Annotated in this window: 10 protein-coding genes; 9 read left to right on the top strand and 1 reads right to left on the bottom strand. The window is 44.1% G+C overall.

What is annotated here, in order from left to right:
- Nucleotides 1-183: 183 nt before the first annotated feature.
- Nucleotides 184-468, bottom strand: a complete 285-nt coding sequence (locus CE058_RS23195) for a YgaP family membrane protein (protein WP_048010473.1) — start codon at nt 466-468, stop codon at nt 184-186.
- Nucleotides 469-668: 200 nt separating this feature from the next.
- On the opposite strand from CE058_RS23195, the gene CE058_RS23190 reads away from it, so the two are divergent.
- The 9 genes from CE058_RS23190 to CE058_RS23150 all read left to right on the top strand — a co-directional run bounded on the left by CE058_RS23190 (nt 669) and on the right by CE058_RS23150 (nt 13,119).
- The gene (locus CE058_RS23190; protein ID WP_197087719.1) at nt 669-2,411 is read left to right on the top strand and encodes an adenine deaminase C-terminal domain-containing protein; all 1,743 of its coding nucleotides are present in this window, start codon (nt 669-671) and stop codon (nt 2,409-2,411) included.
- Between the two features lie 93 nt (nt 2,412-2,504).
- On the top strand, nt 2,505-3,551 hold the full coding sequence (locus tag CE058_RS23185; protein WP_163145165.1) for a DUF3048 domain-containing protein: 1,047 nt from the start codon (nt 2,505-2,507) through the stop codon (nt 3,549-3,551).
- Nucleotides 3,552-3,591: 40 nt separating this feature from the next.
- A complete protein-coding gene (locus CE058_RS23180) occupies nt 3,592-3,900 on the top strand; it encodes a YerC/YecD family TrpR-related protein (protein WP_048010470.1) in 309 nt (102 codons plus the stop codon).
- Nucleotides 3,901-4,310: 410 nt separating this feature from the next.
- Nucleotides 4,311-4,997 (top strand): heptaprenylglyceryl phosphate synthase, encoded by a 687-nt coding sequence (pcrB, locus tag CE058_RS23175; protein WP_163145164.1) that lies wholly within the window; start codon nt 4,311-4,313, stop codon nt 4,995-4,997.
- A 77-nt stretch (nt 4,998-5,074) separates the two neighbouring features.
- Nucleotides 5,075-7,306: a DNA helicase PcrA gene (gene pcrA, locus CE058_RS23170; RefSeq protein ID WP_163145163.1), complete on the top strand. Its 2,232-nt coding sequence runs from the start codon at nt 5,075-5,077 to the stop codon at nt 7,304-7,306.
- Nucleotides 7,307-7,346: 40 nt separating this feature from the next.
- Nucleotides 7,347-9,353, top strand: a complete 2,007-nt coding sequence (gene ligA / locus CE058_RS23165) for an NAD-dependent DNA ligase LigA (protein WP_163145162.1) — start codon at nt 7,347-7,349, stop codon at nt 9,351-9,353.
- 15 nt (nt 9,354-9,368) lie between these two features.
- A complete protein-coding gene (locus CE058_RS23160; RefSeq protein ID WP_163145161.1) occupies nt 9,369-10,538 on the top strand; it encodes a CamS family sex pheromone protein in 1,170 nt (389 codons plus the stop codon).
- Between the two features lie 365 nt (nt 10,539-10,903).
- Nucleotides 10,904-12,451 (top strand): L-glutamate gamma-semialdehyde dehydrogenase, encoded by a 1,548-nt coding sequence (gene pruA / locus CE058_RS23155; RefSeq protein WP_163145160.1) that lies wholly within the window; start codon nt 10,904-10,906, stop codon nt 12,449-12,451.
- A gap of 116 nt (nt 12,452-12,567) precedes the next feature.
- Nucleotides 12,568-13,119 carry a cysteine hydrolase family protein gene (locus CE058_RS23150; protein ID WP_163145159.1) on the top strand — a complete coding sequence of 184 codons (552 nt, stop codon included), beginning with the start codon at nt 12,568-12,570 and terminating at the stop codon, nt 13,117-13,119.
- Nucleotides 13,120-13,186: the final 67 nt, after the last annotated feature.

Here is a 13,186-nt window from a genome sequence, read left to right as displayed (position 1 = left end):
CCCCCAAATAGGGGGCTGAATTTTTTATAACATTGAATTTATATCTTTGCACTTCGAGAACTGTCTAGCTCCAGCGCCTACCCCCTCGAGGTCACAAGCCACTCCTCCCAAAAAGGCAAAGGACGCCTTTCCGGGAGGATCGTCTTGTGCTTGTCGGGGGTGGGCAAGGCGCTTCCGCTTTTCTTAAGACGGGTTATAAGGCAGTATCTCCTCAACAGCCTCATCATTATTATTGTGATTTACTCTCTTTTCCTGAACCATGTCCTGGCCTCTTTCAAAAAGTGCTGTCAATGGGCAAAAGCGGACAATCCCCTCAGCCACTTTCATGCCTCCCAGCATGGCCATTACAAGATAAGAGTCCCGCCAAGGTCTCTTTACAAGCTTTGAGGTGCTCCAGGCCAGTACGGTTAATCCGACTGTTATGCGTATTAAGGCATTTACAATGCCGATATTTGATTTTACATGCATAGGTCCCACCACTTTCACGAAATTTTTACAATCTTTTACTGATTCTTTAATGCGTTAAACAGTGAAATATGTTACTATAGTAAAACAAGAGAAAATGAAAGGGCTTTCTTTATTGATATAAAGCCATTTAACTCATTGTGTTCATACTAAAAACAGAATCTTTATATATAGATATAGATATCAACAAGGGAGGGAGTATAGTGCTGGAACAGCGTTACCGTTGGAAAAACAGGCACTTGCGTGAACATGTTTCCGTATTGGACGGAAAACTTTCACCGACGATATTACTTAAGAACGCGCGTTATCTGAATCAGGCGCTTCGCAAATGGATAACAGCAAATATATGGATTCATGGCGACCGTATTGTTTATGTGGGCGAAAAGCTGCCGGAAAAAACAGATCAGTGTGAGGTCATTGATTGTACAGGACTTACGCTCGTACCCGGATATATTGAGCCGCATGCCCATCCATTTCAATTATATAATCCCCATTCCCTGGCGAGCTATGCATCGCAGTTTGGGACAACAACCCTGATTAATGATAATATGGTGCTTGCTTTACAGCAGGATAAAAAGAAAGCGTTTTCTTTTTTGAAGGAAATGAGAAACATGCCTGCAACAACCTATTGGTGGTGCCGATTTGATGCACAAACAGAAATTCAGCACGAAGAATCTGTTTTTTCCCATGGAAACGTTAAATCGTGGCTGGAACATGATGCGGTGCTTCAGGGAGGTGAGCTGACAGGCTGGCCGAAGCTATTGGATGGCGACGATATGATGCTCCATTGGATTCAGGAAACAAAGCGGATGAGGAAAAAGATTGAAGGCCATTTTCCGGGTGCATCCGAAAAGACGCTGGCAAAGCTTATGCTGCTTGGTGCTGATTGTGACCATGAGTCAATGACAGGTAAAGATGTCTATAATCGCCTTTTACAGGGATATACTGTATCTCTCAGATATTCTTCCATCCGTCCGGATCTGCCAGTTTTATTGGAGGAAATGCATGAAATGGGCATTGATCAATATGATCGGATGGTCTTCACTACAGACGGTTCCTTTTCTTCCTTTTATGAGCAGGGAATTATTGACCATATGATCCGCATTGCCATAGATAAAGGAGTGCCGGTAATTGATGCGTATAATATGGCAACCATTAATGCGGCCCGTCATTATGGAATCGATTATTTACATGGCTCCATCGCGACAGGAAGGGTTGCCAATATCAATTTCCTCTCAGATGAAAACGAACCAACTCCTATATCCGTTATTGCCAAAGGGGAATGGGTGAAGAGAGACGGTGAAAACCAGCATGCCTATAAGCCTGTAGCATGGGAAGATTACGGCTTTGAACCACTGGAGATTGATTGGGAGCTGACGGCAGATGATATGCAATTCTCCATGCCTTTCGGGATAAAACTCGAGAATGCTGTTATTACGAAGCCATACTCCATCACGATTGACGTATCATCCGAAGAGCTGGAGAAAGATCATGATGAATGTTTCTTCATGCTTGTTGACCGGAATGGAAAATGGCGAATAAATACCATTCTTAAAGGCTTCTCGCAAAGCCTGGATGGAATGGCAAGTTCATTTTCCAATACCGGTGACATCATCTTAATCGGCAAAAGCAAACAGGAAATGCTGAATGCTTTTAACCGGCTGAAAGAAATTGGCGGAGGCATTGTCATATCTGAAGGGGGAAGGATTGTCCAGGAGATGGAGCTCCGCTTAAAAGGTGTAATGTCCCATAAAAATGTGGAGGAATTAATGCAGGAAGAGAAACAGCTTGTGCATTATTTGCGTGATCAAGGATACAGACATGAAGATCCAATGTACACGCTGCTCTTTTTCTCTTCAACCCATCTGCCTTATATCAGGATTACCCAGCAGGGAATGTATGATGTCATGAATAAAACGGTACTCTTTCCAACGATAATGCGTTAAAATATGAAAGAGGTGTAATAGATAGAGATTAAAACTGCTCAAGGGAGCTAACATAGAATCCGCATCAAAAGCTAAAATCACACGGGGTGAAAAATGTTAAAAAGATGGATAGCTGTATCAGCAGCGGCAATGCTTCTCGTTTCTGGATGCAGTAAAGAAAAAGCAGAGGAGCCGGCAAAGCAGGAGGCGGAAGAAGCCACAAAAGGTGTCAGCTCTGAAAAAGAACTTCCATTTCAATATCCGCTCACAGGCTCCGGATCGGAAACCGAAGTAAATGGAAGAGCTGTAGCGGTGATGATTAATAATCATCCAAAAGCCCGTCCGCAATCAGGGCTTAACCAGGCTGATGTCGTCTATGAAATGCTGGCAGAAGGGGACGTGACTCGTTTTCTTGCTATTTTTCAAAGTGAGCGGCCCGAAATGATAGGGCCTGTCAGAAGTTCCAGGGATTATTATATTGAGCTGGCCAAAGGCTATGACAGCCTCTACATTGCCCACGGCTACAGTCCGGAGGCCAAAGAATTGCTCGATCAGGGGTATGTTGATAACCTGAACGGAATGCAGTATGACGGTACATTGTTTAAAAGGGAAAGCTTCAGACAGGCTCCGCATAATTCCTATATTTCTTTTGACAATGTGCTGAAAGGGGCAAAGGAAAAAAATTATGCGATGGAGGATGAGCCGAAATCTCTTGAATTCCTTACGAAGGAAGAGGTGAAGGCAATTCAGGGAGAGAAAGCAGACTCTGCCATGATCTCCTACCTGGACAATGAATTATTCAATGTCATCTATGAATATGATGCAGGACTTGAGAAATACAAAAGATATTCCAATGGCGGGCTTACAGCTGACTACAAATCAGGGGAACCTGTATTACTCGATAACATTTTCATTGCAGAAGCAGACCATCAAGTGGTTGACAGCGCAGGCCGCCGTGATATTAACTTAACTTCTGGAGGAAAAGGATATCTCCTTCAAAAAGGAAAAGTGACAGAATTGCAGTGGGAAAATATTGACGGGCGAATTCTTCCTGTCTTGAATGGCCAGCAGGCTGGCCTGGTTCCGGGGAAAACATGGATCAACATCGTTCCATCAAACCCGGGCCTGGAGCAAACGGTTTCCTTTGAAGCGAAACAATAATGATTGAAAATACTATTTAAACAAAGGGGTATGCAAATATATGCAAATTGATAAGCTAAGAGGCAAAGAACTGGATCAGTTATTTAAGTCTGTTTTATCTTTAAATGACCTGGAAGAGTGCTACCGATTCTTTGACGACTTATGTACAGTGAATGAAATTCAATCCCTGGCACAGCGCCTTGAAGTGGCACGCATGCTTCGTGAAGGAAAAACGTATCATAAAATCGAAACAGATACGGGTGCCAGCACGGCAACCATTTCACGTGTAAAACGCTGCCTCAACTATGGAAATGATGCCTATGAAATGGCTTTGGAAAGAATCAAAGAAGAAGAAGCTGAAAAGGCGTAAATATTCGTTTTGCTTAAACCGATGGGGCTGGATCCCGCGGTTTTTTTCTTTGTCTTCTATTAATTTTTCCCACCCAATAAAACATCCTTTATTTATTTTATCCAGATTCAGCGCCCAGCCCCTCCCGGTCGCTTCAGGCCAGTTGCTGAAGTCAAAAAAACGACTTCATTCACTGGCCTTCCGACGCACAGGATGTACTAGTGCCGACGTTGCCACAGGACGTGGCGTTTTTAGTCGGCCAACGCTTGTCGGACTTGTACAGGACGTGCTTGCGTCAACGTTCGCCACAGGGCGTGGGCGGCTTTTAGTTGATGTTCATCCCTTCAAAAGGCGCTTCAGCTTTTATTTTTTATTCCCAATCTTAAATGATATAATGATGAAATGGAATGATAGAATGGAGGCATTTTTGCATGTATGATGTTCGCGAATGGAGCCATGTATTCAAGCTCGATCCGGATAAAAATATATCAGATGAAGACCTGGAGAAAATTTGCGAGTCTGGGACCGATGCGATTATTGTGGGCGGAACAGACGGGGTCACATTGGAGAAAGTGCTGGATTTAATGGCCCGCATCCGCAGATACACGGTTCCCTGTGTGCTGGAGGTTTCGTCCATTGATTCAGTTACACCGGGCTTTGACCTGTATTTTATCCCGACAGTCCTTAACAGCCGGGATGTAAAGTGGGTTACAGGCCTTCATCAGGAAGCTGTAAAAGAATATGGGGATATTATGAATTGGGAAGAAATCCTTGTTCAGGGCTATTGCATTCTGAATGAAGAATGTAAAGCCGCGCAAGTCACCAATTCACGCACAAATCTATCTCTTGATGAGGTTAGGGCATATGCAATGATGGCCGAGAAAATGTTCCGCCTGCCAATCTTCTATCTCGAATACAGCGGAAAGTACGGAGATCCAGAAGTGGTTGCAGAGGTGAAAAATACGCTTGAAGATACCGTATTATTTTACGGAGGCGGCATCCTGAGTGCAGACCAGGCAAAAGAAATGGCTGAGCATGCAGACGTCATTGTGGTCGGAAATGTTATTTATGATGATCTGCAGGCTGCATTGGCCACAGTCGAAGCTGCTCGTGCTTAATTCAGGTTGCTGATGGTTAGAAAACAAGATAAGATAGAATATAAGAACATACGTTTCTATGGTGGTGAAGAGAAGGAATGCAATTTTTAACAGATAAATTATTGAACGGACTAAATCCGCAGCAGCAAAATGCGGTAAAAGCAACTGACGGACCACTTCTTATAATGGCAGGAGCGGGAAGCGGAAAGACAAGAGTTCTTACGCACAGAATTGCTTACTTAATGGTAGAAAAGGGTGTGAACCCCTACAATATTCTGGCAATCACTTTTACAAACAAAGCCGCCCGTGAAATGCGTGACCGTATCCATAACATGATGGGCGGAGCAGCAGATGATATCTGGATTTCTACGTTCCACTCGATGTGTGTGCGGATCTTAAGAAGAGATATTGACCGGATTGGCTATAACCGCAATTTCACGATTCTGGATTCAACGGACCAGCAATCAGTTATTAAATCGATCCTAAAGGATAAAAATCTGGATCCCAAGAAATTTGACCCACGTGCAATTTTGGGTTCAATCAGCTCGGCAAAGAATGAATTGATCACTCCTGAAGAGTATGCGAAAACAGCTGGAGATTATATTCAGCAGGTTGCCAGTGATGTATATACAGAATACCAAAAGAGATTAAGACGCAATCAGGCGCTTGATTTCGATGATCTTATTATGATCACGATTCAGCTGTTCCAGCGGGTTCCGGAAGTGCTGGAATATTATCAGAGAAAATTCCAATATATTCATGTGGATGAGTATCAGGACACAAACAGAGCCCAGTATATGCTTGTAAAGCTAATGGCAAGCCGATTTAAGAATCTTTGTGTAGTCGGTGACTCGGACCAGTCCATTTATAAATGGCGCGGTGCGGACATTGCCAACATTCTTTCCTTTGAAAAGGATTATCCTAATGCGCAAACCATCATGCTTGAACAAAATTACCGCTCAACAAAAAGGATCCTGCTGGCTGCGAACGAAGTCATCAGCAAGAACCTGAACAGAAAGCCGAAAAATCTTTGGACCGAAAACGCAGAAGGCAATAAGATTTTCTACTATCGTGCCGATAGCGAACAGGGAGAAGCTCAGTTTGTTGCAGGTAAAATCAAGGAATACATCAGCACCGGCAAGCGAAGCGCTTCGGATATTGCGATCCTGTACCGCACCAATGCACAATCCCGTGTAATGGAGGAAGTGCTGTTAAAGTCGAACATAGAATATTCCATTGTCGGCGGCATCAAGTTCTACGACCGCAAAGAAATCAAGGACATCCTTGCTTATCTGCGCCTGATTGCCAATCCGGATGATGATATCAGTCTTCAGCGTGTAATTAATGTGCCAAAGCGAGGAATCGGCTCCGGTTCGGTTGATAAGATCGCCAACTTTGCACAGCTTCATGAAATGAGCATGTTTGAAGCACTTGAGTCCATTGAACTGATTGGCTTGAGCCCGAAAATTACAAAAGGGGCCATTGAATTCAGGGACCTGGTTAAAAACTATACACAAATGCAGGAATACCTTTCTGTGACAGAACTTGTGGAAGAGCTTTTGGAGAAATCAGGCTACCGTGATATGCTGATTGCCGAGAAATCCATTGAAGCACAGAGCCGTCTGGAAAACATTGATGAATTCCTGTCCGTTACCAAAAACTTTGAAGAAGCAAGCGAAGACAAAACGCTTATCGCATTTTTGACTGATTTGGCTCTTGTAGCTGACATTGATAAGTTGGATGATGATGGAGAAAAAGCCGAATCTGTTGTTCTTATGACACTTCACTCAGCAAAAGGCCTTGAATTCCCTGTTGTCTTTTTACTGGGTCTTGAGGAAGGTGTATTCCCGCACAGCCGTTCTTTAATGGAAGAGTCTGAAATGGAAGAGGAGCGGCGCCTTGCTTATGTGGGAATCACGAGGGCAGAAGAGGAGCTTTTCATTACGAATGCTCAAATGCGTACTTTATTCGGACGCACGAATATGAATCCGCCATCCAGGTTTATTAAAGAAATACCTGCTGATTTGCTGGACGGCCTTGAACCTGCTAAAAAACCGTCACCATTTGGATCATCACCATTTGGTTCTCCGTCTGCTTCAAGAGGAGCACAGCCTCAGCGGAAAGCGGTGATTCGTCCATCTGCATCGAACACAGGAGGAGACGATATAGCCTGGAAGGTCGGCGACAAAGCCCAGCACGGAAAATGGGGAACAGGTACTGTTGTTAGTGTGAAAGGATCCGGCGAAGGAACAGAGCTGGATATTGCGTTCCCAAAACCAGTTGGCATTAAGCGTCTGCTGGCCAAATTTGCACCGATTACAAAGGCATAACCCGCTGCATTTTCAATGGATTATAGAAAGGGTTGAATGTATGGACCTTCAATTGGCAGAAAAAAAGGTGAAAGATCTGCACAACCTTTTGAATCAGTATAATTATGAGTATCATGTTCTTGATCAGCCTTCTGTTCCAGATGCTGAATATGATAGGCTGATGAGGGACCTTATTGAGCTTGAAGAACAATTCCCTGAACTGAAAACAGAGGATTCTCCCACACAGAGGGTAGGAGGGGAAATTCTTGATATGTTTGAAAAAGTGGAGCATCAGTCGCAGATGCTCAGTTTGGGAAATGCCTTCAACGAACAGGATTTAAGAGACTTTGACCGCCGTGTCCGCCAGGGTGCCGGAGAAAATGTTTCTTATGTATGTGAATTGAAAATTGATGGGCTGGCTGTCTCCCTCCGCTATGAGAATGGATTATTTATTCTCGGTGCCACACGCGGCGACGGCTCCATTGGCGAGAATATCACTGCTAATCTAAAGACTATCCGTTCGATACCTCTCCGGCTGAAAGAGAACGTCACGATGGAAGTCCGGGGTGAGGCCTTCATGCCAAGACGCTCTTTTGAGAAATTGAATAAAGCAAAAGAAGAGAATGGGGAGGAGCCGTTTGCTAATCCAAGGAATGCCGCAGCAGGTTCCTTAAGGCAGCTGGATCCGCGCCTTGCAGCAAAGCGCAATCTCGATATTTTTGTCTATGGCATAGCGAATGCGGGGAATACAGGGATTGTATCCCATAGTGAAGGTCTGGATTTTCTGGATAGCCTCGGATTTAAAACAAATAAAGAACGCAAAAGATGTGAAAGCATTGAGGAAGTAATTGAATATGTACAGGGATGGACCGACAAACGTCCGGATCTGTCCTATGACATTGATGGTATTGTAATCAAAGTCGATTCACTGGAGGAGCAGGAGCAGCTGGGCGCTACGGCGAAAAGCCCACGCTGGGCTATAGCTTATAAATTCCCTGCAGAAGAGGTTGTTACCACACTAAGGGATATAGAATTGAGCGTTGGGCGAACGGGCGTAGTTACGCCAACTGCGCTTCTGGAGCCTGTCCGTGTTGCCGGGACGACTGTCCAGAGGGCTTCACTTCATAACGAAGATTTGATCCGCGAAAAAGATATTAAGATTGGCGATCAGGTGGTTGTGAAAAAAGCGGGAGATATTATCCCCGAAGTTGTGAATGTACTGGCAGACAGGAGAACGGGTGAGGAGCAGGATTTTAATATGCCGACCCATTGTCCGGAATGTGAGAGCGAACTGGTCCGTCTTGATGGTGAAGTGGCTTTGCGCTGCATCAATCCAAAGTGCCCGGCACAAATCAGGGAAGGCCTTATTCATTTTGTTTCCCGCAACGCCATGAACATTGATGGCCTTGGTGAAAAGGTGATCAGCCAATTATTTGCCGAAAATCTAATTAAAGATGTGGCAGATATCTACAAATTAAATTATGAACAGCTTATCCAGCTCGAACGGATGGGTGAAAAATCTGTAAACAATCTTCTTCAGGCGATTCAAAACTCCAAAGGGAATTCTCTTGAAAAGTTGTTATTTGGCCTGGGAATCCGCCATGTGGGAGCGAAGGCAGCCAAAACGCTTGCCCAGGAGTTTAGCCATATGGAGGCACTTGAAAAAGCATCCCGGGACGATTTAACAGCAATAAATGAAATTGGTGAAAAAATGGCGGACTCCATTGTTTCCTTCTTTGAACAAGAGGAAGCCCATGAACTGATTGCCGAGCTGAAAGCAGCCGGAGTCAACATGGCTTATAATGGGCCAAAGCCAGTTTCTGCCGAAAGCTCAGATAGCTTTTTTGCAGGGAAAACGGTCGTTCTGACAGGAAAGCTTGAAATCATGAGCCGAAATGAAGCAAAAGATAAAATAGAGGCGCTTGGCGGCAAAGTATCCGGAAGCGTCAGCAAGAAAACTGATGTTGTAATCGCCGGAGAAGAAGCCGGATCTAAACTGACGAAGGCCCAGGAGCTGGGTGTAGAGGTTTGGAACGAGGAGAGACTGGTTGAAGAATTAAATAAGTAAGAAGGTGTAAGCTCCGTGAAAAAACTCTTAATGCTTGCTTTTACCTTAACCCTTCTGCTTGCAGGCTGTGCGCCTAATTTTAATAAGCAGGAGGAAGTCGTTCAGGAAGACAAGAACGAAAAGGATAAGGCAATCATTCCGAACTATAAAATTTCAGACAAGTATTATCGAACGCTGCTGCCATTTGAACCAAGTGAGTCCAGAGGTCTTGTGGTCAACAATATTAGCACTAAATATGACATTAATGAATTTGAGACCGGATTAATGCGTGTGGCACAAAACTCATTTGATCCGGATAAATACTTATTCCAGGAAGGCCAGTATTTAAAAAGAGGAACAGTCCAGGCCTGGCTTAACCGCAAATTTACTGACGATCAGCTGAAGGAACGCGAGCTGAAAGCCGAAGACAACATTGGCTTAAATCCAATGATTGCAGATGGCGGAGATATTGATAAAAATAATGAAAAAAGCCCGATATACCTGGCACATATACTTGAGCACAACTATCTGCTGAAAAACGATGATGGAAAAGTGGGTCTTGGCGGAGTTGTGATAGGTCTTGCCATGAACTCTGTTCATTATTATCAGAAAGAACAATATGGCGCGACTTTTGAAACCGATATTAAACGGGATGTTCTTGAACGGGAAGGCAAAAAGATGGCTGAAGAAGTCCTTCAGAGAATACGGCAAATCAAGGGTCTGAAGGATGTGCCGGTAACCATTGCTTTGTTTGAACAGCAGGCAAGAACTTCGGTTGTGCCGGGAAGCTTTTTTGCATATGCTAAGGCAGACAAAGGAAGCAATAAGCTGGGCGGATGGGAAGAGATCAGCGAGAAATATGTCCTGTTCCCTTCAGGCGCAGCTGAAAAAAATCATCGTGATGATTTAACCGCTTTTCTTAACTTTAAACAGGATGTGGAAACATACTTCCCTAACTTTAATGGAGTTATCGGGAAAGCTTTCTATGCCCAAGACCAATTGCAGGAAATCAACATTGATATCCCAATCCAATTCTATGGGAAAGCAGAAGGTATTGGATTTACCCAATATGTAACAGGTCTTGTTGTCAAGCACTTCCCTGAATACATCTCAGTCCAGGTAAACATCTCATCAGTCAACGGCCCGGAAGCGGTTGTAGTCCGGAAAGCAGACCAAAGCGAGCCTTTTGTCCATATTTATCATTAGAACAAGGTACCCAGAAGTGCATGAGAAGCACCTTCTGGGTTTTTTTGTTTTGAGAGCGATGGCTTTGTTGTGATGAAAAATATGTATTATGCCCAATACAGTACTAAAAAAAATATATAACAGTTTTATCCAACCCTGCCCAATAGGGCTTCAACTCCTTATCCTTCTAAGTGAAACCGCAACTCTGCCCTGTAGATGTTAATATATAACATCTAGGGAGAATGTTTGAAGATAATGTTATTTTCGTGTTAATATAGTCTTTGGATGAAAACGTTTTAAGAGAATAGCAGACCTTGTTCCAGCATGTACAGAGCGGGGCGCTAGTATCTGACGTTTGATATTTGTACACTCAGGAGGCGGTAAAAATGGTACAACCTTATAAGCATGAGCCATTCACGAATTTTAAAGAAGAAGAACATCGTGAAGCATATTTAAAGGGTTTACAAACTGTAGAAAGCTATTTGGGCCAGGATTATGATCTATTAATTGGCGGAGAGCGCATTTCTACTGAAGATAAAATTGTATCAATCAATCCTTCTAATAAAGAAGAAGTCGTTGGCCGTGTTTCAAAGGCAAACCGCGATCATGCGGAAAAAGCGATGCAGGCTGCTGTTGAAGCATTCAAAACATGGAGAAAAGTAAAGCCGGAAACACGCGCAGATGTTTTATTCAAAGCTGCTGCGATTATCCGCCGCCGCAAGCATGAGTTCTCTGCTCTTTTAACAAAAGAAGCAGGAAAGCCTTGGAACGAGGCAGATGCTGATACTGCGGAAGCGATTGACTTCCTTGAGTACTATGCACGCCAAATCTTAGAAATCAAAGACGGAGTTCCAGTCAACAGCCGTCCGAATGAATATAACCGTTATGACTACATTCCATTGGGAGTGGGCATCATCATCTCTCCTTGGAACTTCCCGCTGGCGATCATGGCCGGCACAACTGTTGCTGCGATCGTAGCAGGGAACACAGTTCTATTAAAACCAGCTTCTACAACACCGGTTGTGGCTGCGAAATTTGTTGAAGTAATGGAAGAAGCAGGCCTTCCAAAGGGCGTTCTAAACTTCGTGCCGGGAAGCGGTGCAGAAGTGGGCGACTACCTGGTTGACCATAAAGACACCCGCTTTATTTCCTTCACAGGTTCACGTGATGTTGGTCTTCGCATCAACGAGCGTGCATCTAAATTAAACGAAGGCCAAATCTGGCTGAAGCGTGTCATCGCTGAAATGGGCGGTAAGGACACAATCGTTGTCGACAAAGAAGCAGACCTTGAATTGGCGGCGACTTCCATCGTGGCTTCTGCATTCGGATTCTCCGGCCAGAAGTGTTCAGCATGTTCACGTGCGGTTATCGTAGAAGATGTATACGATCAGGTTCTGAACCGTGTGGTTGAACTGACTAACGAATTAACGCAGGGCAACCCTGAAGACCAAAGCAATTACATGGGTCCAGTCATCGACCAGGGTGCATTTGACAAGATTATGAGCTACATTGAAATCGGCAAAGAAGAAGGCAAGCTGATGACAGGCGGAGAAGGGGACAATTCTAAGGGTTTCTTTATCAAACCGACTGTATTCGCTGACCTTGCACCAGACGCGCGCTTAATGCAGGAAGAAATCTTTGGGCCTGTCGTTGGTTTCACAAAGGCAAAAGATTTTGACCATGCGCTTGAAATTGCCAACAACACGGAGTACGGCTTAACAGGAGCAGTGATCACACAGAACCGTGAGCACATCCAAAAAGCGCGTGAAGATTTCCATGTTGGAAACCTATACTTCAACCGCGGCTGTACAGGTGCGATTGTTGGATACCAGCCATTCGGCGGATTTAACATGTCAGGAACTGACTCCAAAGCGGGCGGCCCTGACTACATTCTTCTGCACATGCAGGCGAAGACTACTTCTGAAATGTACTAATAGATCTCCACTCGGAGGCGGGGACAGCAACTTGGTTGCTGTTCCTTTTTTAGTTGGATATTCAGTCCGCTGAGGTATATGATGAAAGAAGAACTGCAGATTGGAGTGATGAAAAAATGTCAATTAAAGCCCTGATCAATATTGATTACACAAATGATTTTGTTGCTGAAGACGGTGCCCTGACATGCGGCGGGCCTGGACAGCTATTGGAAAAGAAAATCTCAGAGCTCACACAAGAGTATATCGCTAGCGGGCATTACACTGTTTTTGCCATTGATGTTCATGATAAAGGAGACATCCATCACCCGGAAACAAATTTATTCCCGCCACATAATATCAGAAACACGGAAGGAAGAAATCTTTATGGCTCATTGCAGGAGGTTTATGAAACGAACAAGGAAGCTGAAAATGTTTATTTCATGAACAAAACCAGGTATTCTGCATTTGCAGGAACCGACCTGGAGATAAAATTGAGAGAACGTGGTATAGAGGAAGTGCACCTGGTAGGTGTATGTACGGACATATGCGTCCTGCATACAGCTGTTGATGCTTATAATAAGGGCTTTAGAATTGTGGTTTATAAAGATGCTGTCGCTTCCTTTGACCAGGAGGGACATGAGTGGGCTTTAAGGCATTTTGAAAAGACCCTTGGAGCGGAAGTAATTTAAATATGCTTTCTTTATAATTATGGGAAAATACAAAAAACCCTCTCCACATAGGAAGAGGGTTTTTGCA

Source organism: Bacillus sp. 22-7, from assembly GCF_010628845.1.
GTDB classification, from domain to species: Bacteria; Bacillota; Bacilli; order Bacillales; family Cytobacillaceae; genus Cytobacillus; species Cytobacillus firmus_B.
The sequence above is the reverse complement of the archived record's forward strand: the minus strand, read 5'-3'. Positions and strand labels throughout refer to the sequence as shown.

Coding starts and splice junctions, on each gene's coding strand:
- CE058_RS23150 (WP_163145159.1), top strand. CDS start 12,568: ATGTCAATTAAAGCCCTGATCAATATTGATTACACAAATGATTTTGTT.
- pcrB (WP_163145164.1), top strand. CDS start 4,311: ATGTATGATGTTCGCGAATGGAGCCATGTATTCAAGCTCGATCCGGAT.
- ligA (WP_163145162.1), top strand. CDS start 7,347: ATGGACCTTCAATTGGCAGAAAAAAAGGTGAAAGATCTGCACAACCTT.
- pruA (WP_163145160.1), top strand. CDS start 10,904: ATGGTACAACCTTATAAGCATGAGCCATTCACGAATTTTAAAGAAGAA.
- CE058_RS23180 (WP_048010470.1), top strand. CDS start 3,592: ATGCAAATTGATAAGCTAAGAGGCAAAGAACTGGATCAGTTATTTAAG.
- CE058_RS23185 (WP_163145165.1), top strand. CDS start 2,505: ATGTTAAAAAGATGGATAGCTGTATCAGCAGCGGCAATGCTTCTCGTT.
- CE058_RS23195 (WP_048010473.1), bottom strand. CDS start 468: ATGCATGTAAAATCAAATATCGGCATTGTAAATGCCTTAATACGCATA.
- pcrA (WP_163145163.1), top strand. CDS start 5,075: ATGCAATTTTTAACAGATAAATTATTGAACGGACTAAATCCGCAGCAG.